Annotated in this window: 21 protein-coding genes and 2 pseudogenes; 9 read left to right on the top strand and 14 right to left on the bottom strand. The window is 71.7% G+C overall.

Annotation, left to right across the window (positions count from 1 at the left end; translation table 11 throughout):
- Window positions 1-84: 84 nt before the first annotated feature.
- Window positions 85-198, top strand: a pseudogene (locus VLI41_RS03855) (hypothetical protein); the annotation flags it as partial.
- Window positions 199-235: 37 nt separating this feature from the next.
- Here VLI41_RS03855 and VLI41_RS03850 read toward each other — a convergent pair.
- From VLI41_RS03850 to acs, 3 genes and pseudogenes are all read right to left on the bottom strand, one after another.
- Entirely contained in the window at window positions 236-913 is a 678-nt protein-coding gene (locus VLI41_RS03850; protein WP_325266735.1) for an SRPBCC family protein, read from the bottom strand.
- Window positions 914-964: 51 nt separating this feature from the next.
- Window positions 965-1,357, bottom strand: coding sequence for an AMP-binding enzyme (locus VLI41_RS03845; protein ID WP_325266737.1), 393 nt, complete (start codon window positions 1,355-1,357; stop codon window positions 965-967).
- 27 nt (window positions 1,358-1,384) lie between these two features.
- A pseudogene (gene acs / locus VLI41_RS03840) lies at window positions 1,385-3,262 on the bottom strand (acetate--CoA ligase); the annotation flags it as partial.
- Between the two features lie 196 nt (window positions 3,263-3,458).
- Between acs and VLI41_RS03835 the strand changes: the two are divergent.
- Window positions 3,459-3,956 carry a hypothetical protein gene (locus tag VLI41_RS03835; protein ID WP_325266734.1) on the top strand — a complete coding sequence of 166 codons (498 nt, stop codon included), beginning with the start codon at window positions 3,459-3,461 and terminating at the stop codon, window positions 3,954-3,956.
- A 150-nt stretch (window positions 3,957-4,106) separates the two neighbouring features.
- On the opposite strand, the gene VLI41_RS03830 is transcribed toward VLI41_RS03835, so the two are convergent.
- Complete coding sequence (locus tag VLI41_RS03830) at window positions 4,107-4,742, bottom strand: peroxiredoxin (protein WP_325266733.1); 636 nt, start codon at window positions 4,740-4,742, stop codon at window positions 4,107-4,109.
- A 98-nt stretch (window positions 4,743-4,840) separates the two neighbouring features.
- On the opposite strand from VLI41_RS03830, the gene VLI41_RS03825 reads away from it, so the two are divergent.
- On the top strand, window positions 4,841-5,593 hold the full coding sequence (locus VLI41_RS03825; RefSeq protein ID WP_325266732.1) for a creatininase family protein: 753 nt from the start codon (window positions 4,841-4,843) through the stop codon (window positions 5,591-5,593).
- Here VLI41_RS03825 and VLI41_RS03820 read toward each other — a convergent pair.
- The gene (locus VLI41_RS03820) at window positions 5,590-5,934 is read right to left on the bottom strand and encodes a hypothetical protein (RefSeq protein ID WP_325266731.1); all 345 of its coding nucleotides are present in this window, start codon (window positions 5,932-5,934) and stop codon (window positions 5,590-5,592) included. The genes VLI41_RS03825 and VLI41_RS03820 overlap by 4 nt on opposite strands.
- Before the next feature lie 79 nt (window positions 5,935-6,013).
- Window positions 6,014-6,967 carry an ABC transporter ATP-binding protein gene (locus VLI41_RS03815; RefSeq protein ID WP_325266730.1) on the bottom strand — a complete coding sequence of 318 codons (954 nt, stop codon included), beginning with the start codon at window positions 6,965-6,967 and terminating at the stop codon, window positions 6,014-6,016.
- 96 nt (window positions 6,968-7,063) lie between these two features.
- Here VLI41_RS03815 and VLI41_RS03810 point away from each other — a divergent pair, with 96 nt between their 5' ends.
- A complete protein-coding gene (locus tag VLI41_RS03810) occupies window positions 7,064-7,366 on the top strand; it encodes a zinc-finger domain-containing protein (RefSeq protein ID WP_325266729.1) in 303 nt (100 codons plus the stop codon).
- A 143-nt stretch (window positions 7,367-7,509) separates the two neighbouring features.
- On the opposite strand, the gene dnaN is transcribed toward VLI41_RS03810, so the two are convergent.
- The 3 genes from dnaN to hrcA form a co-directional block, all read right to left on the bottom strand.
- On the bottom strand, window positions 7,510-8,628 hold the full coding sequence (gene dnaN, locus VLI41_RS03805) for a DNA polymerase III subunit beta (protein WP_325266728.1): 1,119 nt from the start codon (window positions 8,626-8,628) through the stop codon (window positions 7,510-7,512).
- Between the two features lie 154 nt (window positions 8,629-8,782).
- Window positions 8,783-9,406 carry a nucleotide exchange factor GrpE gene (gene grpE / locus VLI41_RS03800; protein WP_325266727.1) on the bottom strand — a complete coding sequence of 208 codons (624 nt, stop codon included), beginning with the start codon at window positions 9,404-9,406 and terminating at the stop codon, window positions 8,783-8,785.
- 21 nt (window positions 9,407-9,427) lie between these two features.
- On the bottom strand, window positions 9,428-10,525 hold the full coding sequence (gene hrcA / locus VLI41_RS03795) for a heat-inducible transcriptional repressor HrcA (RefSeq protein ID WP_325266726.1): 1,098 nt from the start codon (window positions 10,523-10,525) through the stop codon (window positions 9,428-9,430).
- An 84-nt stretch (window positions 10,526-10,609) separates the two neighbouring features.
- Here hrcA and rph point away from each other — a divergent pair, with 84 nt between their 5' ends.
- Window positions 10,610-11,323, top strand: a complete 714-nt coding sequence (gene rph, locus VLI41_RS03790; RefSeq protein WP_325266725.1) for a ribonuclease PH — start codon at window positions 10,610-10,612, stop codon at window positions 11,321-11,323.
- Between the two features lie 277 nt (window positions 11,324-11,600).
- On the opposite strand, the gene VLI41_RS03785 is transcribed toward rph, so the two are convergent.
- From VLI41_RS03785 to VLI41_RS03775, 3 genes are all read right to left on the bottom strand, one after another.
- Window positions 11,601-11,825, bottom strand: coding sequence for a helix-turn-helix transcriptional regulator (locus VLI41_RS03785; RefSeq protein ID WP_325266724.1), 225 nt, complete (start codon window positions 11,823-11,825; stop codon window positions 11,601-11,603).
- Window positions 11,825-12,355, bottom strand: a complete 531-nt coding sequence (locus VLI41_RS03780; RefSeq protein ID WP_414692521.1) for a DUF2975 domain-containing protein — start codon at window positions 12,353-12,355, stop codon at window positions 11,825-11,827. Before VLI41_RS03780 ends, VLI41_RS03785 begins: the two co-directional genes overlap by 1 nt.
- A 61-nt stretch (window positions 12,356-12,416) precedes the next feature.
- On the bottom strand, window positions 12,417-12,539 hold the full coding sequence (locus tag VLI41_RS03775; RefSeq protein WP_325266722.1) for a hypothetical protein: 123 nt from the start codon (window positions 12,537-12,539) through the stop codon (window positions 12,417-12,419).
- 188 nt (window positions 12,540-12,727) lie between these two features.
- Between VLI41_RS03775 and rdgB the strand changes: the two genes are divergently transcribed.
- Complete coding sequence (gene rdgB / locus VLI41_RS03770; RefSeq protein WP_325266721.1) at window positions 12,728-13,327, top strand: RdgB/HAM1 family non-canonical purine NTP pyrophosphatase; 600 nt, start codon at window positions 12,728-12,730, stop codon at window positions 13,325-13,327.
- Complete coding sequence (gene hemW, locus VLI41_RS03765) at window positions 13,324-14,466, top strand: radical SAM family heme chaperone HemW (RefSeq protein WP_325266720.1); 1,143 nt, start codon at window positions 13,324-13,326, stop codon at window positions 14,464-14,466. The genes rdgB and hemW overlap by 4 nt, the downstream gene beginning before the upstream one ends.
- Here hemW and VLI41_RS03760 read toward each other — a convergent pair.
- Window positions 14,463-14,933, bottom strand: a complete 471-nt coding sequence (locus VLI41_RS03760; protein WP_325266719.1) for a DUF2269 domain-containing protein — start codon at window positions 14,931-14,933, stop codon at window positions 14,463-14,465. The two genes, hemW and VLI41_RS03760, sit on opposite strands and share 4 nt — an antisense overlap.
- Window positions 14,930-16,213: an SDR family oxidoreductase gene (locus tag VLI41_RS03755; protein WP_325266718.1), complete on the bottom strand. Its 1,284-nt coding sequence runs from the start codon at window positions 16,211-16,213 to the stop codon at window positions 14,930-14,932. Before VLI41_RS03755 ends, VLI41_RS03760 begins: the two co-directional genes overlap by 4 nt.
- A 79-nt stretch (window positions 16,214-16,292) precedes the next feature.
- Here VLI41_RS03755 and rsmI point away from each other — a divergent pair, with 79 nt between their 5' ends.
- On the top strand, window positions 16,293-17,156 hold the full coding sequence (gene rsmI / locus VLI41_RS03750) for a 16S rRNA (cytidine(1402)-2'-O)-methyltransferase (protein ID WP_325266717.1): 864 nt from the start codon (window positions 16,293-16,295) through the stop codon (window positions 17,154-17,156).
- Window positions 17,153-17,536 (top strand): YraN family protein, encoded by a 384-nt coding sequence (locus tag VLI41_RS03745; RefSeq protein WP_325266716.1) that lies wholly within the window; start codon window positions 17,153-17,155, stop codon window positions 17,534-17,536. The genes rsmI and VLI41_RS03745 overlap by 4 nt, the downstream gene beginning before the upstream one ends.
- The last annotated feature ends 4 nt before the right edge of the window (window positions 17,537-17,540 follow it).

The following is a 17,540-nucleotide window of genomic DNA, read 5'->3' as shown; positions in this document are numbered from 1 at the left end:
CCGCCGGCCTACGGGCCGGACGGGCGGCCCACGCGGCGGGCGGGCGCGCCGCATGGCTCCGACGTCGCCTACGCCTTCGACAACCTGCGCTACGCCGACCTGCCGTGGGATGCGGGCGACCGGCTGATGGCGGACCTCACGGCCCAGTACTGGGTGAACTTCGCCAGGACGGGGGACCCCAACGGCCCGGGCCTGCCGGCCTGGCCGAAGTACGATCCGAAGGACGAGCAGATGCTCAATCTCGACCTGCCGCCCCGCGCCCAACCGGTGATGGACCCGGCGGCCCTGGACGCGCTGGATCAGGCGCTGAGCGGGCGGGGGCGGGCGGCTCGCGGGGCGCTGACCTCGCCGCCAGGCATTCGCGGCGCAGCGCCATGAGCGCCTGGGGCACCTCGTAACGCAGCGCGATGCGGGCGATCGGGCCGGGAACCCGGAACGGCGCGGAGACGCGGCTCTCGTAAACCACCCGCGTCCCGGCCCCGCGCGGCTCGATCCGCCACTCGCCTTCGAACACCTTCAGGTCGCCGGCGACGCGGTGGAATCGGACGCTCTTCGGCGGATCGTAGTCGGAGCGGAAGACGTTCCGCACCGAGGGCAGGAAGCCCATCCTGGAGATATCCTCGCGCACGTCCCAGGCGCCGGCGGGGTCCTTCTGCAGGATGCGGCAGCTCTTCAGGCTGGCCACCATCTTCGGCGCGAGATCGCAGTCGGTGACCACGTCCCACACCACCTGCGGCGGGGCGGCGATGTCGATGGCCGCCCGGATCAGCCCGGATTCGCCGTCCGGGTCGGCGCGGACATCGACGTAGGGCCGCCCACGGTCGAGCTGCGCCCGGGCCTGCGGGTCGAGGTCGGCGGCGAGCGCCGGGCCGGCGGCGATCAGGCAGGCGGCGAGAACGGCGGGCGGGCGCATCGCCGCAGCCTAGCCCAGCCGTGGCGCCGCTTCATCTCACGTCCGCAACGCTCAAGCCTCGGCAGGCGTGCGGCCGGCCACGAGGTCGTCGATTACCGACGGATCGGCCAGCGCCGACAGGTCCCCGAGATCCTTCACGTCGCCCGCGGCCACCTTGCGCAGGATCGAGCGGACCACCTCGCCGGAGCGGGCCTTGGGCAGGCCGCGCACGAAGCGCACCTCGGCCGGCACGGCGTGGGCGCCGACCTCGCGGCGCAGCCAGCCCTTGATGTCGGCCTGCAGAACGTCGGTGGGGGCGAGGCCCGGCTCCAGCGTGACGAAGGCGTGCAGCGTCTCGTCGCCGGCCGGGCCCGTGGGAACCCCGACCACCGCAGCGTCGGCCACGGCGTCGTGAGCGCGGAGCGCGGCCTCCAGGTCCGCGGCCTGCAGCTTCTGGCCGCCCACCTGCAGCTGGTCCTCGCCGCGCCGGGCCGCCCGGTTCTTCACCAGGTCGTCGACGACCGACGGATCGGCGAGCGTCGAGATGTCGCCCAGGTTGCCGAGGTCGTCCTCGGCGATCTTGCGCAGGATGCGGCGCATGATCTTGCCGGAGCGGGTCTTGGGCAGCGCCGGCGCGAACTGGATGACATCCGGCGCGGCGAACGGGCCGATGTCGCGCCTGACCCAGCCGCGCAGGTCGGCGAGCAGCGCATCGGAGGGCGCCACGTCGGCCTTCGGGGTGACGAAGCAGTAGATGCCCTGACCCTTGATCTCGTGCGGGTAGCCGACGACGGCGGCCTCGGCGACATCGTGGTGGCCGACCAGGGCGGACTCGATCTCGGCGGTGCCGAGACGGTGGCCGGAGACGTTGATCACGTCGTCCACGCGGCCGGTGATCCAGTAATAGGCGTCCTCGTCGCGGCGGGCTCCGTCGCCGGTGAAGTACTTGCCGGGGTAGGTCGAGAAGTAGGTCTCGATGAACCGCTGGTGGTCGCCATAGACGGTGCGCATCTGGCCTGGCCAGGAGTCGGTCAGGCAGAGGTTGCCGGTCACGGCCCCTTCCAGCACCTTGCCGTCGGCGTCGACGAGCTGCGGCTTCACGCCGGGCAGCGGCTTGGTGCAGGAGCCGGGCTTGAGCGGCGTGGCGCCCGGTAGCGGGCTCATCAGGGCCGCCCCCGTCTCGGTCTGCCACCAGGTGTCGACGATCGGGCAGCGCTCCTCGCCCACCACCCGGTGGTACCAGAGCCAGGCCTCCGGATTGATCGGCTCGCCCACCGTGCCCAGGAGTCGGATCGAGGCGCGCGAGGTGCGCTTCACCGGCTCGTCGCCTTCGCGCATCAGGGCGCGGATGGCGGTGGGGGCGGTGTAGAAGATCTCCACCTGGTGCTTGTCGCAGACCTCCCAGAACCGCGAGGAGGTCGGGTAGTTGGGGACGCCTTCGAATATCACGCTGGTGGCGGCGTTGGCGAGCGGCCCATAGACGACATAGGAGTGGCCGGTGACCCAGCCCACGTCGGCGGTGCACCAGAACACCTCGCCCGGCCGGTAATCGAAGATGATCTCGTGGGTGTAGGCCGCCCAGACCAGGTAGCCGCCGGTGGTGTGCAGCACGCCCTTGGGCTTTCCGGTCGAGCCCGAGGTGTAGAGGATGAACAGCGGATCCTCGGCGTTCATCGGCTCCGGATCGCAGGTGTCCGGGACGCCCTGCTTGAGGTCCGAATAGTAGGCGTCCCGGCCGGCCGTCATCGGCACGTCGGCCCGCGTGCGCCGGATGACGATGACATCGGTGACCATCGGGCAGCTGGCCAGCGCCTCGTCGACGTTGCGCTTCAGGGGCACCGGCTTGCCGCCGCGCAGGCCCTCGTCGGCGGTGATGAGGATCTTGGAGTCGCAGTCCTGGATGCGGCCCGACAGGCTGTCGGGGGAGAAGCCGCCGAACACCACCGAATGAATCGCCCCGATCCGCGCGCAGGCCAGCATCGCCACGGCCGCCGCCGGGATCATCGGCAGGTAAATGGTGACCCGGTCGCCCTTCTTCACGCCCTTGGCCTTCAGCACGTTGGCCATGCGGCAGACTTCGGCGTGCAGCTGCGTGTAGGTGAGCGCGTCATAGCTCTCGCCGCCGTCGCTCTCCCAGATCAGCGCCACCTGGTCGCCGCGCGTCGCCAGGTGGCGGTCGAGGCAGTTGACCGAGACGTTGAGGATCCCGTCGGAGTACCAGCGGATGCGGAAGTCCTCGCGGTCGAAGGAGACATCCTTGATCTCGGTGGGGAACTTGACCCAGTCGAGGCGTCTGGCGAGATCGGCCCAGTAGGCCTGGGGCGCGGCCTCGACGCGCCTGCAGGCGGCCTCATAGGCCTGGGCGTTCATCAGGGCCTTCTTGGCCCATTCCTCGGGGACGGGGAAAACCTCTTCCGACACGGTCCGCACTCCGGCTGCCGCCCAGGGACGCTGGGCGAGATACGCGCCCGAGGAGTATGCGGATGGGGCCATTCAGCGCAACAATCGCCTTTCGCAGCGGCTTGCGGCCGGATCGTCGGGCGGCCATGGTCCGGCCATGCTTCGAATGCCGGCTCGCCTCGCCGCCGCGGCGGCGCTCCTCCTCGTTTGCGCCTGCGGCGGGCGCGACCCGGTCAAGGCGGCGGCGCCGGATGTCCAGGGACTGCTGGCCGCCGTGCAGGCGGGCGACGCCAGGGGCTTCGAGACCCGTCTCGACCGCCCGGCCCTGAGGGCGGACCTGCGCCGGCAGATCGCCGGCCTGGGGCGGGCGAACGGCCTGGACGTGGAAGGCGGACCCTCCGACGCCGCGCTCGACCGGCGGATCGATCCGGCGGCGCTTCGCCTGGTGCGGCAGGGGACCGATCAGCCGCTCGCCGCCGCGCCCTCCGCGCGCCAGACGGCCGCGCTCCTGAAGCCGATCGATCGCGACCACGTGTGCGTGCGCGATCCGACCCAGCAGTGCCTGCTCACCTTCGCCCGGGAGGCGGCGGGCTGGCGGCTTGTCGCCATGCCGGCCCAGCCGGGGACGGTGATCGCGGTCGGCCCGGAGCCGGCGAAGAGGTAGTCCCTCCCTTGATGGGGAGGGACAGCCGGAGCGGAGCGATGGAAGGGCGGGGCATTGGGGCTCATCCTCGACCTCAGCGTTTGGCCCACGCTTCCCACCCTGACCGCTTCGCGGTCTGTCCCTCCCCATCAAGGGAGGGACGCTTGGCGTTCACCCCGCCGGGTGCGGCGTCGTGCGCAGGTACGGCTTGTGCTCCTTGAAGCCCTTCGGGAAGAGCTGCTTGGCGTCTTCGTTGGAGACCGAAGGCGCGATGATCACGTCCTCGCCGTGCTTCCAGTTCCCGGGCGTGGCCACCTTGTGCCTGTCGGTGAGCTGCAGGGAATCGATCACCCGCAGCAGCTCGTCGAAGTTGCGTCCCGTCGAGGCGGGATAGGTCAGCGTCAGCCGCACCTTCTTGTTCGGATCGATCACGAACACCGAGCGGACGGTGAGCGTGTCGTTGGCGTTGGGATGGATCATCCCGTAGAGGTCCGAGACCTTGCGGTCGTCGTCGGCGATCAGCGGGAAGTTCAGCTTGGCGCCTTGCGTCTCCTCGATGTCCTTCGACCAGCCGTGGTGGCTGTCGGTCGGATCGACGGAGAGGCCGATGACCTTGACGCCGCGCTTGTCGAACTCGGGCTTCAGCTTGGCGACGAGGCCGAGCTCGGTGGTGCAGACCGGGGTGTAGTCCTTGGGGTGGGAGAACAGCATCACCCAGCTGTTCCCGGCCCATTCATAGAAGTGCAGCGGGCCCTCGGTGGAGTCCTGGGTGAAGTCGGGGGCGGTGTCGCCCAGACGGAGGCTCATGGAAGATCTCCTCGCTCTATCGATTGCGCTTATCGGCCCGGCGCCAAAGATAGTAAGCCGGGCGCGCGTCTGCACGATCCGACGAGGCTCTTTCCGCCATGCTCCTGCACCTCTCCACCTGGATGGAGATCGACGACCACCTGAAGCGCTCGAAGACCGTGGTGATCCCGATCGGCTCTAATGAGCAGCACGGGCCCACCGGGCTGCTCGGCACCGACTGGCTGTGTCCGGAGATCATCGCCCACCAGGCGCAGACGACGAACCCCGAGCTGCTGGTCGCGCCCACGTTCAACATCGGCATGGCGCAGCATCACCTGGGCTTTCCCGGCACGATCGCGCTGCGCCCGTCGACTTTCATGGCCGCGATCGGCGACTGGTGCCGCAGCCTGGCGCTTGCGGGCTTCGAGCGGATGTATTTCCTGAACGGCCACGGCGGCAACGTCGCGACCATCGAGGCGGCGTTCTCCGAGCTCTACGCCGAGGCCACCTTCCGCGATTCGAACCGCGGCTTCGCCTGCAGGCTGAAGAACTGGTGGGACCTGCGCGGCGTGATGGCGATCGCCCAGCGGCAATTCCCGAGCGGCCACGGCAGTCACGCGACCCCATCGGAGATCGCCGTCACCCAGTGGGCCTACCCCGACGCCATCAAGGCGGCGAACTACGCCCCGCAGATCGCCCCCTCGGGCCCGATCCGCGAGGCCAGGGACTTCCGCGCCCGCCATCCGGACGGACGGATGGGCTCCGACCCGGGGCAGGCCACGCCGGAGAAAGGCGGCGAGCTGGTCGCCGCCGCCGCCGCGGCGCTGCTGGATGACGTGGCCGCGTTCGGCGCGGAGGTCAGGCCGGCCTAGGCCCAGGGCCGGCGGACGTCGTTGTGGCGCAGCCAGCGGATGTGGTCGGCGACGTTGTCGAGCCGGGCCTGCAGGGTGGTGGCGTCGGAGGGCCGCAGCACCCCGCCGTCCATCCGGCGCAGGCGCCGTTCCTCGCGACGGACGCGGTTGAGCTGGCGTTCCGCGCGGCGAGCCTCCATCGGGGCCAGGGAGCCGTCGGCGCGGCCGCGGTCGATCCGCTGCTGCAGCCAGGACTCGCGGCGCGCGATATCCCACCCGCCACGGCCCACGGGTTGGGCGATGGCCGGTGCGGCGGCGGCCAGGCTCAGCGCGGCGGCGGCCAACAGAACGGTCTTCCTCATGTCACGATCTCCTTCGGGTGTCCCGACGCCTGAACGCGGAACCCAGAAACATCGTTTCGCGACGCAACCTGATCGCGCGTCAGGCCTGGACGGGATCCTCCGCCGCATAGGTGAGGGAGACGAAGACGTCCTCGAGATCGGGATCCTCGGTGGAGATGTCCTTGATGTGCAGCCCCGCCTTGCGGATCGCCGCCAGCACCTGCTCGACCGTGGAATGGCCCGTGCGGTAGCTCACCGAAAAGCCGCCGGACGGCAGGAGCTGGGTGTCGAACCCGGGGAGCGGCGGGGCCGCGGTCATCGGCTCCTCCGGCGTGACGAGGACCTTGCGGGTGTCCATGCGGCGCAGCAGGGTCGTGGTGGGCTCGCAGGCGACCACCTGGCCGCGGTTGATGATCGCGATCTGGTCGCAGAGCTCCTGGGCCTCCTCCAGGTAGTGGGTGGTGAGCACGATGGTCACCCCCTTGCGGTTCAGCTCCAGCACGTAGTTCCAGAGCTGGCGGCGCAGCTCCACGTCGACGCCGGCCGTGGGCTCGTCCAGGATCAGCACCGGCGGGTTGTGCACCATGGCCTTGGCGACCATCAGCCGCCGCTTCATGCCGCCTGAGAGCTGCCGCACATAGGCCTCCGCCTTGTCGGCGAGGCCGAGCGCGGTGAGCAGCTCCATGGTCCGCCGCTGGCCGGGCGGCACGGCATACATCCCCGCCGCCACCTCCAGGCTCTCCCGCGGGGTGAAGAAGGGATCGGCGGCGATCTCCTGCGGCACCACCCCGATCGCGGCGCGCGCGTCCCTCGGCCGCTCGTCGATGTCGCGGCCCCAGATCCTCACCGTCCCGGAGGTCTTGCGGCAGAGACCCGCCAGGATGTTGATGAAGGTCGATTTCCCCGCGCCGTTCGGCCCCAGGAGGCCGAAGATCGAGCCCCTCGGGATCGCCAGGTCGACGCCGCGCAAGGCCTGCATCTCCGGCGTGGTCTTGGTCGCCGCGTAGATCTTGACCAGGCCGCGGGCCTCGATGGCGTAGTCGGGAAGCTCCATGCCCTCTCCGGATCGTTGACGGCGCAAACGCGCGTCCGATACCTAGGCGCGCCCCGGCGGCGCGCCAAGCTGCGCGTGGCCCAAGAAGGATGCCAGATGGCCCGACGAGTTCGAGACCTGGGCGCCAAGGCCCAGAAGCGGCCCGAGCCCGCGCCCGCCCAGCCGGCGCTGACGCCGGACCTGCCCGCGCCCGAGACGATCGAGGTGCGCTCGGGCCGCGTCGCCTGCGACGGCGTCGGCGGTGCGCTCGGCCACCCCCGGGTCTGGCTGGAGATGGGCGAGGCCGACTTCGTCGAATGCCCCTACTGCGATCGCAGGTTCGTGCTGGCCAGCGGCTCCGATGGCCCCGAGGACGAGCGCCTCGCCCCGGGCGTCTACGAGGGGCCGCACGGGCATTAGTCCCTCCCTTGATGGGGAGGGAAAGACCGCGAAGCGGTCAGGGTGGGGAAGTCAGGATCAAACTGCGAGCCAGGCGTTTTGGCCCGCACACCCCACCCGGACGAGGCTGCGCCTCGTCCGCCCTGCCCATCCGGGAAGGGACTTCAGACCCGGAGCGGCATGAGGATGTACTGGACGAGCGCATCGCCCGGGTCGAGCACCAGGGCCGGGTCGTTGGGACCGCCGAAGCGCAGCTCCGCCGTCTCGCCGGAGATCTGGTCGGTGATGTCCATCAGGAAGCGGGCGTTGAACGACAGCTCGAACGGCTCGCCATCGTAGTCGACCTCGAGCTCCTCGACGGCCTGGCCCGCCTCCATGTTGCGCACCGTGAGCACCACCTTGCCGGCCTCGAACGCCAGGCGCACGGAGCGGGACTTCTCCGCGGAGATGGTCGCCACCCGGTCGATCGCCTGGGCGAACAGCTTGGCCTCGACCGAGACGCTGCGGGTGTTGTCCTTGGGGATGACGCGGCCGTAGTCGGGGAAGTTGCCGTCGATGACCTTGGAGGTCAGCGCCGCGCCCGCAAAGGCGAAGCGCACCTTCTGCGGACTGATCTGCAGCTCCACGCCCTCGCCGGCGTCCTCCAGCAGGCGGCGCGCCTCGCCCACGGTCTTGCGCGGTACGATCACCCCGGGCAGGCCGGTCGCCCCCTCCGGGGCCGGCATCTCGGCCAGCGCCAGCCGCGAGCCGTCGGTGGCGACCGCGCGCAGCTTCGGCGCGCCGTCCTCCATCACCGTGTGGAGGTACATGCCGTTGAGGTAGTAGCGGGTCTCCTCCGCCGAGATCGCGAAGCGGGTCTTGTCGATCAGCCGGATGAGGTCGGCGGCGTCCAGCGACATGGCCCCGGAGAGACCGTCGGCGCTCATCACCGGAAAGTCGCCGGCCGGCAGCACCGGCAGATTGAAGCGCGAGCGCCCCGCCTGCACGGCGAGCCTGGGGTCCTCGCCGGTGAAGCTCAGGGAGACATCGGCGCCTTCGGGCAGCTTGCGGACGATCTCGTAGAGCATGTGGGCCGGCGCGGTGATCTGGCCCGGCTGGTCGACATGGCCCGCCGCGGCGTCGACGATCTCCATGTCGAGGTCGGTCGCCGAGAAGGAGACGCCGTTCCGCTCTGCGGAGAGCAGCACGTTGGAGAGGATCGGGATGGTGTTGCGCCGCTCCACCGCGCTCTGCACGTGCCCGAGAGCCTTCAGGAGCGCTGCGCGCTCGATCGTCAGCTTCATGCGTCTGTCCCGATCCTCACCCGCGGACGATTCGACCCGGCCGCGCCCCGACTGGAAGGGACTTTGCACATTAGCGGATTCTGAAGGCCGCGGAAGCGTATCTTGGCCGTCGCCGGCGGCCGCCGGTCTTTTGCCGCGGGCGCCGCGCGCGAACCTAGGCCCGGGTGTCCACCGAGCCGCCGGGCCCGTCGCCGTCCTCGCCGGCCGAATAGGGATTTGCGGACCCGTCGCCGTCGGGCTTGCCGCCGGCCGAGGCGGCCTTGCCGGCCACGACCACCATCGCCGGGCGCACCAGCCGGCCCAGGAGCTCGTAGCCGGACTGCATGACCTCGACCACCGAGCCGGGCGGCGCGTCGGTCTCGGCGAGCTCCATCATGGCCTGGTGCTTGTGTGGGTCGAACTTCTCGCCCTTGGCTGGATGGATCTTCTTCAGGCCGTTGCGCTCGAAGGCGGTCTGCAGCTCCTTCTCGGTCATCTCCACGCCGACCACGAAGTTCTTGGTCGCCGGATCGGCGAGATCGGTCGGCAGGTGCGACAGGGCGCGGGCGAGATTGTCGGCGACGCCCAGGAGGTCGCGGGCGAACTTCTGGATGGCGTAGGCGCGCGCGTCGTTCGCCTCGCGCTCGGCGCGCCGGCGGGTGTTCTCGGCTTCGGCGGCGTAGCGCAGCACCTGCTCCTTCAGGGCCGCGGCCTCGGCGCGGATGGCCGCGACCTCATCGGTCTCGACATCGTTGGCCGGCGCCTCGGCGGGGTCGGCCGGGGTCTTGTCTTCGGACATGGGATTCCTGGCTTCTTTGTCTTAGGCGTTCATCACCTGGCCAAGCACGCGGGCGGTGTAGTCCACCAACGGAATGACCCGCGCGTAGTTCAGCCGCGCGGGGCCGATCACGCCGATCGCGCCGACCACCCGCTGCGAGCCCGTCATATAGGGCGCGGCGATCACGGCGGAACCCGAGAGCGAAAACAGCCGGGTCTCCGCACCGATGAAGATCCGCACCCCCTGGCCGTCGCGCACGCCGTCCAGCAGCTGGATGAGCTGCTCCTTCTCCTCCAGATCCTCGAACAACGAGCGGACCCGCTCCAGGTCGTCCAGCGCGTCGCGATCCTCGAGAAGGTTGGCGCGGCCGCGCACGATGAGGGCGCGCTCGTCGCCCTCCCCGCTCCAGGCGGCGAGCCCATCCTCCACCAGATGCGCGGCCGTGGCGTCGAGCTGGCGCCGGGCGCTTTCGAGCTCGGCCTTCAGGTCGGCGCGCGCCTCGACGAGCGTTCGGCCGCGCAGGCGCGCATTGAGGAAGTTGGAGGCCTCCTGCAGCGCCGAGGGCGTGACGCCGGCCGGCAGCCGGATCAGCCGGTTCTCCACGGTCCCGTCCTCGAAGACCATGACGGCCAGCGTGCGCTCGACGCCGAGGGCGACGAACTCCACGTGCTTGACGCCAGCGTCGCGGATCGGGGTCACCACCACGCTCGCCGCGCCCGCCAGGCCCGACAGGATGGCCGAGGCCTCGTTCAGCGCGTCCTCGTAGTTGCGGCCATGGGCGCCCAGCCGCGCATCGATGGCGCGCCGCTCCTCCTCGGCGATGTCGCCCACCTCCAAGAGCCCGTCGACGAACAGCCGCAGCCCGGCGTGGGTGGGCAGCCGCCCGGCGCTGACGTGCGGCGAGCCGAGCAGCCCGAGCTGCGTCAGGTCCTGCATGGTGTTGCGGATCGAGGCCGGCGACAGCGCGATGCCGCCCTTCGAGAGCGTGCGCGAGCCCACCGGCTCGCCGGTCTCGAGATAACCTTCGACGATCCTCCGGAAGATATCCCGGGCGCGTTCGTCGAGTTCGGCGAGCGACGGCCCGCGGCCTAGGATGGAATTGTTCACGTCTGCCTGCGGCAGTCTCTCGAGCGCGCCCATGGACTGGGCCTTGTCGATCTAGGATAAGCGCCGCCTCATCCGGCGCAAGACGCCCGACCTCGGCCAGGAGTTCCATTGACCATCATGCGGCCTTCCGAACGCACCCCCGAGGCGCTCCGCCCCGTGACCCTGGAGACCGGCGTCAACCGCTACGCCGAGGGTTCCTGCCTGGCGAGCTTCGGCCACACCAAGGTGCTGGTGACCGCCAGCCTGGAGGAGGGCGTGCCGGGTTTCCTGCGCGGGCGGGGCCAGGGCTGGGTGACCGCGGAGTACGGCATGCTGCCGCGCGCCACGCACACCCGCGGCCGACGCGAAGCGGCGCAGGGCAAGCAGTCCGGCCGCACCCAGGAGATCCAGCGCCTGATCGGCCGCTCGCTTCGCGCGGTGGTGGACCTCAAGGCGCTGGGCGAGCGCCAGATCACCATCGACTGCGACGTCGTCCAGGCGGATGGCGGGACGCGCACCGCCGCGGTCACCGGAGCCTGGGTCGCGCTGCGCCAGGCGACCCGCTACATGCTGGCGGAAGGGGTCATCGCCAGGGATCCGATCCTCGGCCAGGTGGCGGCGATCAGCTGCGGCGTGTTCGCCGGAACTCCGGTGCTGGACCTCGATTACGAGGAGGACTCCACCGCCGAGGCGGACGCCAACTTCGTGCTGACCGGCAACGGCGACATCGTCGAGATCCAGGCGACGGGCGAGAAGCGCGGCTTCTCCGAAGCCGAGTTCGAGGCGCTGTTCGCACTCGCCCGCAAGGGCATCGGCGAGCTTTGCGTGCTGCAGCGGGCGGCGGTCGCGTGAGACTCCCTCCCCGTCGCGGGGAGGGAAGCGGCGCCTACATTCCCGGAAGCAGGTGACGGAACGCGGTGGCGGGCATGCGGGCGAGTTCGCGCGCCAGCGGCGCGAACAGCGCGTCGAGGAAGCGTTCGAGAACGGCGATCATCTCACTCTCCTTTGTGCAACGCATCTATTGCTGCAGCGCACATAGGCAGGCGAGATTGAAAGATCAAGACTTCTGGCGGATGAGCAGGAAAGTGTCCCCGCAATGCCACAGCTCTTGCGCTGCGGCGCACCCAGGCTAGTCCGGCGCCTCCGACGGGCCCGGTTCGTAGGTCAGGAGGTCGCCCGGCTGACAGTCCAGCTCGCGGCAGAGCGCGGCCAGGGTGGAGAAGCGCACGGCCCGCGCTTTGCCGGTCTTCAGGATCGACAGGTTGGCGATGGTCACGCCGACGCGGTCGGCGAGCTCGGTGAGCGACATGCGGCGCTCGAACAGCACCCGGTCGAGTTGCACCTGGATCGGCATCAGATGGTGAGCTCCGCTTCGCGCCGCAGTCGTGCGCCCTCGCGGAACACCTCGGCCAGCACGAACACCACCAGCACCGAGAACCAGGCCGTGAGGCTGAGGCCGGGCCGCGCCTTGGCGACCTCCGGCATGAGCCAGGCGCCGACGGCCCAGACGCCGTAACGGCCGAGCTCGAGGGCGGCCAGCATGGCGCCGATCAGCCGCAGCCGGCTGACGTTGTCCGGATGGAAGGGGTCGCCCGCGGTGAGCGTCGCGAAGATGCGCCGCAGGCAACCCACGATGACCAGCACGCCGGCGATGTAGAGGCCCGCGGCGAGCAGGCCGCCCGTCACCGCCGGCCAGCGGCTGGCGAGCGATGCGCCGCCGGCCGAGAGCGTCATGCCGCGCAACAGGCCGGGGTCGAAACTGAACACCAGGGCGGCGATCAGCAACAGGCCGACGGCGCCGAGGCCCACGATCAGAGCCGCGTAGACCACGTCCAGGATGACCTTGAGGAAGCTCGAGACCGATCCCGGACCCAGCGCGCGCATCATCATGACGGCCCCTCCGCGGCCCTCCACGGACCCCACCGGGCCCATGCGAGGCGGAACTCTACTGGATGACGCCGTTGGCCGCGACGGCGAGCAGCGGCAGCCCGATCACCGGCAGGGTGGCGAAAACGAAGAACATCGCCAGCGCGGCGCGGTCGAAGGTCTCGGCGAAAGTCCTGGTCATGATCCCAGCTCCAAATTCTCATGCTGCGGCGCAGCGAAATTGCCGAACGGTAACGCCGTTCTCCTGGCGCAGAGGGATAGGGCCGCATCGAAATTCGATCAAATGAATATCGAGTAACGATATTAAACTTTTGCAATGCAACCGCCCGTGCCGGCGCTATGGTCCGCGGCCCCAAGGAGGCGAAGGCCATGGCCCTGAAGCTCGAGCCGGGGACGCGCCTGGTCATAGCGACCCACAATCCCGGCAAGGCGCGCGAACTGGCGGAGATGCTGGAGCATCGGTTCGACGTGGTGACCGCCGCTGACCTGGCGCTGCCGGAGCCGGAGGAGACCGAATCGACCTTCGCCGGCAATGCGCTGCTGAAGGCCCGCTCCGCGGCCGAGGCGAGCGGGCTCGTCGCGCTCGCCGACGACTCCGGCCTGTCGGTGCGGGCGCTGGGCGGGCAGCCCGGCGTCTACTCCGCGCGCTGGGCGGGGCCGGGGCGGGACTTCGACCTCGCCATGCAGAAGGTGGAGCAGCGACTGGACGCGGCGGAGAGCGACGACACCGCCGCCTGGTTCACCTGCGCTCTGGCGATCGCCTGGCCAGGGGGACCCGCGGTGGTGGTCGAAGGTCGCGTGGACGGCGCCCTGACCTTCCCGCCGCGCGGCGGGCGCGGCTTCGGCTACGATCCGATCTTCATGGCCGAAGGCCGGCGCCAGACGTTCGGCGAGATGGACCCGGCCGAGAAGGCGCAGATGAGCCATCGCGCGCGGGCTTACGCGAAGCTGAAGGCCGCCCTCGTTTGACCGGCCCCGCGCCGCTCGGCGTCTACGTCCATTGGCCGTACTGCGCGCGGATCTGCCCCTACTGCGACTTCAACGTGGTCCGCGCCCGCGCAGGCGAGGAGCCCGCCGCCCTCGCCCGCGCCATCGCGCTCGACCTGGAGGCGCAGGCCGCGCTGACCGGGCCGCGCACCCTGACCTCCATCTTCTTCGGCGGCGGCACGCCCTCGCTGATGGACCCCGGCTGGGCGGCGCAGATCATCGAGGCCGCGCGACGGCTCTGGACCCCGGCGCCCGACCTGGAGGTGACGCTGGAGGCCAATCCGACCGACGCCGAGGCCGCCGCCTTCCGGGCGTTCGCAGGCGCCGGGGTGAACCGCCTGTCGCTGGGCCTGCAGTCGCTGGACGACGCGGCCCTGGCCTTCCTCGGCCGCAACCATGACGCTGTGGCAGGACGCCGCGCCGCCGAAACCGCCCGCGCCGTCTTTCCCCGGCTCTCGATCGACCTGATCTACGCCCGTCCGGGGCAGATGCCCGCGGCCTGGGCGGACGAGCTCGCCCGGGCGCTGGCGCTGGGCCCGGAGCACGTCTCGCCCTACCAGCTGACCGTCGAGGCCGGCACCGCCTTCGATCTCGCGGTGCGCCGGGGCCGCTGGGCGCCGCCGGACGCCGACACCGGCGCGGCGCTGTTCGAGACCACCCAGGCGGTGCTCGGAAACGCCGGCTTCGAAGCCTACGAGGTCTCCAACCACGCGCGCGGCGCGGACGCCCGCTCGCGCCACAACCTCATCTATTGGCGAGGCCAGGACTACCTCGGCTGCGGGCCGGGCGCGCATGGGCGGATCACCATCGGCGGCGTCCGCCAGGCGACCTACGCCGAGCCCAAGCCCGCCGACTACATCCGCCGCGTGACCCGGACCGGCATGAGCCTGAAGACCCGTCAGCCCTTGTCGCCCCGGGAAGCTGCGGAGGAGCGCCTGCTCACCGGCCTGCGGCTCGCGGACGGCGTCCCGCTCGAAGCGCTGGCGGAGCTCGAGATCGCGCCGCAGAGGATCGCCGAGCTGACCGCGCTGGGGCTGCTGGCGCCCGACCCGGAGCGGCTGCGCGCCACGCCTGCAGGCCGGCTGGTGCTGGACCGTCTCACGGCCGAGCTCGCGACCTAGAGCGAGGGCTTGGCGGTCATCAGCCAGATGATCGCCAGCACGCCCGCAAACGCCGGAACGCCGCAGGCGAACCACAGCCGCCACAGCCGGCGATAGGCGGGCGGAAGGCCCGCGCCCTCGGCGGCGGCGCGCCGGGCGAGGTCGCGCATGCGCAGCTGCATCCAGACCACCGGCAGCCAGAAGGCGCCGACCAGCAGGTAGAGCGCCAGGCTGAGCGCAATCCAGCCGTGGAACAGGGGATAGCCTCCCATCGAGGCGAGCGCCGCGCCGGTGATCGGCTGCAGCACCACAGCCGTGGCGGTGAAGACCGCGTCGGCGACGACGACCGCGCCGGCGGTGTGGGCGACGATGCGCGGATCGGCGGTGCGGTGGGCCATGGCCATGAAGAAGGCGATGCCCGCGCCCGTGCCGAACAGCACCGTCGCGCCCACGATGTGCAGCGCCTTGAGGACGAGGAAGAGGCTCATCGCTCGTCCATCATGGCGAGCGCGGCGAGCGCCAGGACGGCGGCGGGCAGGGTCTTCACGAGCGGCCCGAGCGGATCCGACCAGAGCCCGGGCGCCCAGAGGCTCGCGCCAGCCAGATAGAGGCCGGTGAGCAGGATCATGCCGCGCAGGGCCAGGGGCGCGGTGGCGCGGGCGCAGACCAGGGCGGCGAGCATGAGGTCGCAGACCGCGCCGCCGATCACCAGGGCTTCGGCGAGACCGCCCGAAACGCCGGCGCCGCTCAGCAGGCGGGCCGCCGCCGCATGGCGGAGCAGACCGATCGCGCCCGAGACGGCCCAGAACGCCGCCAGGGTGGCGAGCGCCAGCGGCTTGACGAAGTAGAGCCTCGCGAACCAGCGCTCCTGAACGCCGGACGGCTGCTGGGCGAGGACCTCGGCGAGGCTGCGCAGCCGGACCGCCGGCGCCTCCGCCGGGTCCTCGGCGCGCACGCCGGCGACGAGCTGCGCCAGGGTGGCGCTGCGCATCGGACTGCGCCAGCCGAGCGCCGAGAGCGCGTCCGCGGCGCGACCGAGCGTCCGCGCCAGCCAGGGCGGGATGGCGACGACACGGGCCGGCGGCAGGCCGAGCCAGGCCCGGAGCGCCAGCAGCACCTCGCCCAGGCGCGTCGGCTCCGGCGCGGCGAGATCGTAGGCCACGCGGGCGGGCGCGCGGGGATCGAGCGCCCGGACCACGGCCTCGGCGACGTCCTCGACCGCGACCGTCTGCACGACCGAATCGGGCCGGAACGCCGGGATGACGCCCGGAAACGCCGCCAGGCCGCGCAACAGAGCGCCGCCGCCATAGGCCGCCGGCGCGATCACCAGCACCGGGCGCAGGATCACCCAGTCCAGCCCGGACGCCTGCAGCGCCTGCTCCGCGGCCCGCTTGGTCCGGCCGAAGCGGCCCACGCCGTTCGGCGCGCCGGCGGCCGAGATCTGCACGAAGCGGCGAACCCCGGCCTCGCCACAGGCCTGGATCAGGTCCGCGACGGTCTTCACGTGCGTGGCCTCGAGGTCGTCGCGGGAGCTGTCCTGCAAGGCGCCCGCGCAGTTCACGACAGCCGCCGCGCCTTCGATCACCGGCCGCCACCGGGCCGGGTCCATGCGGCGCAGGTCCGCCGCCGCCCATTCGACGCGGGGCTGGCGGCGGGCGGCGGCGGCCGTCCCGCGCCCGACGCCGACCACGTTCCAGCCCTCCCGCAGCAGGCGGGCGGTCACGTAGGACCCGATCAGGCCGTAGGCTCCGATGACTGCGACGCGCATGCGAACCCCCGCCCCACTGTAGCAGAGGCGCGTCGCGCGCACTTGCCAGGCCGCCGCGGAGCAGTGAAGCCTCGCGGGCATGGCCCGCCCCCTGCCGCCGCCCGCACTGAACCCGGCCCCGCTCGCGCCGGGGCTCTACGTCGTGGCGACGCCGATCGGCAACCTGCGCGACATCACCCTGCGCGCGCTCGACGTGCTGGCGGCCGCCGACCTGGTGCTGGCGGAGGACACCCGCGTCACCGGCAAGCTGCTTTCGGCGTTCGGGCTCGCCGCCCGGCTGGAGCGCTACGACGAGCATGCGGCGGCGCGCACGCGGCCGAAGGCGCTGGCGGCGCTCGCCCAGGGCGCGCGCGTGGCGCTGGTCTCCGACGCCGGCACGCCGCTGATCTCCGATCCCGGCTACCGGCTGGTGCGCGAGGCCGCCGGGGCGGGCCATGCGGTGATCCCGATCCCCGGGGCCTCGGCGTTGATCGCCGGGCTCTCGGCCGCCGGCCTGCCCACCGACCGCGTGCTGTTCGCGGGCTTTCCGCCGCCCCGGAGCGCGGCGCGGCGGCGCGCCTTTGAGGAGCTGGCGGGGATCCGCGCCACCCTGGTGTTCTTCGAGGGCGGCTCGCGGCTGGCGGCCAGCCTCGCCGACATGGCGGCCGTGTTCGGCGACCGCGAGGCCGTGGTCTGCCGCGAGCTCACCAAGCTGCACGAGACCATCGTGCGCGGACCGCTCGGCGCGCTCGCCGCGGATCCGCAGTTCGCCCGGCCGAAGGGCGAGCTCGTGGTCCTGGTCGCGGCCGGCCGCGAGACGGCGGCGAGCGCGGCGGACGCCGAGGCGGCGCTCGTCGAGGCGCTCAGCCGCCTCAAGCCCGCCGCGGCCGCCGCGGAGGTCGCCAGGGCGCTGGGCCTGCCGCGCCGCGAGCTCTACCGCCGCGCCCTGGCGCTCAAGCGATGAGCGCGCGTAGCGAAGCCCGCGCCGCAAGAGGCCTCGCCGGCCGTCGCGCCGGACGCCGCGGCGAGCTCCTGGCCGCGCTCTGGCTGATGGCCAGGGGCTACCGGATCCTGGGGTTCCGGCTCAGGACGCCGCAGGCCGAGATCGACATCCTGGCGCTGCGCGGGCGCACGCTCGCCATCGTGGAGGTCAAGCGCCGCACCAGCCTGACCGCGGCCATGGAGGCCGTGAGCCCGGACCAGCGCGCCAGGCTGCGACGGGCCGGCGCGGGCCTCGCGGCGCGCCGTCCGGCGCTGGCGGGTGCGTCGGTTCGCCTCGACCTCATGGCTCTCGCGCCGGGCCGGCTTCCTGTGCATATTCCGGACGCTTGGAAGGGGGCCTGAGGGC

The organism is Phenylobacterium sp. (assembly GCF_035475775.1).
Taxonomy (GTDB): Bacteria; Pseudomonadota; Alphaproteobacteria; order Caulobacterales; family Caulobacteraceae; genus Phenylobacterium.
The sequence above is the reverse complement of the archived record's forward strand: the minus strand, read 5'-3'. Positions and strand labels throughout refer to the sequence as shown.

What these genes read in the sequence shown, in the direction of transcription:
- VLI41_RS03775 (WP_325266722.1), bottom strand. Translation starts at nt 12,539, where the DNA reads ATGACCAGGACTTTCGCCGAGACCTTCGACCGCGCCGCGCTGGCGATG.
- VLI41_RS03850 (WP_325266735.1), bottom strand. Translation starts at nt 913, where the DNA reads ATGCGCCCGCCCGCCGTTCTCGCCGCCTGCCTGATCGCCGCCGGCCCG.
- VLI41_RS03835 (WP_325266734.1), top strand. Translation starts at nt 3,459, where the DNA reads ATGCCGGCTCGCCTCGCCGCCGCGGCGGCGCTCCTCCTCGTTTGCGCC.
- grpE (WP_325266727.1), bottom strand. Translation starts at nt 9,406, where the DNA reads ATGTCCGAAGACAAGACCCCGGCCGACCCCGCCGAGGCGCCGGCCAAC.
- dnaN (WP_325266728.1), bottom strand. Translation starts at nt 8,628, where the DNA reads ATGAAGCTGACGATCGAGCGCGCAGCGCTCCTGAAGGCTCTCGGGCAC.
- rph (WP_325266725.1), top strand. Translation starts at nt 10,610, where the DNA reads ATGCGGCCTTCCGAACGCACCCCCGAGGCGCTCCGCCCCGTGACCCTG.
- VLI41_RS03825 (WP_325266732.1), top strand. Translation starts at nt 4,841, where the DNA reads ATGCTCCTGCACCTCTCCACCTGGATGGAGATCGACGACCACCTGAAG.
- rsmI (WP_325266717.1), top strand. Translation starts at nt 16,293, where the DNA reads ATGGCCCGCCCCCTGCCGCCGCCCGCACTGAACCCGGCCCCGCTCGCG.
- VLI41_RS03760 (WP_325266719.1), bottom strand. Translation starts at nt 14,933, where the DNA reads ATGAGCCTCTTCCTCGTCCTCAAGGCGCTGCACATCGTGGGCGCGACG.
- VLI41_RS03815 (WP_325266730.1), bottom strand. Translation starts at nt 6,967, where the DNA reads ATGGAGCTTCCCGACTACGCCATCGAGGCCCGCGGCCTGGTCAAGATC.
- VLI41_RS03810 (WP_325266729.1), top strand. Translation starts at nt 7,064, where the DNA reads ATGGCCCGACGAGTTCGAGACCTGGGCGCCAAGGCCCAGAAGCGGCCC.
- hrcA (WP_325266726.1), bottom strand. Translation starts at nt 10,525, where the DNA reads ATGGGCGCGCTCGAGAGACTGCCGCAGGCAGACGTGAACAATTCCATC.
- VLI41_RS03745 (WP_325266716.1), top strand. Translation starts at nt 17,153, where the DNA reads ATGAGCGCGCGTAGCGAAGCCCGCGCCGCAAGAGGCCTCGCCGGCCGT.
- VLI41_RS03755 (WP_325266718.1), bottom strand. Translation starts at nt 16,213, where the DNA reads ATGCGCGTCGCAGTCATCGGAGCCTACGGCCTGATCGGGTCCTACGTG.
- VLI41_RS03785 (WP_325266724.1), bottom strand. Translation starts at nt 11,825, where the DNA reads ATGCCGATCCAGGTGCAACTCGACCGGGTGCTGTTCGAGCGCCGCATG.
- VLI41_RS03820 (WP_325266731.1), bottom strand. Translation starts at nt 5,934, where the DNA reads ATGAGGAAGACCGTTCTGTTGGCCGCCGCCGCGCTGAGCCTGGCCGCC.
- VLI41_RS03830 (WP_325266733.1), bottom strand. Translation starts at nt 4,742, where the DNA reads ATGAGCCTCCGTCTGGGCGACACCGCCCCCGACTTCACCCAGGACTCC.
- VLI41_RS03780 (WP_414692521.1), bottom strand. Translation starts at nt 12,355, where the DNA reads ATGCGCGCGCTGGGTCCGGGATCGGTCTCGAGCTTCCTCAAGGTCATC.
- rdgB (WP_325266721.1), top strand. Translation starts at nt 12,728, where the DNA reads ATGGCCCTGAAGCTCGAGCCGGGGACGCGCCTGGTCATAGCGACCCAC.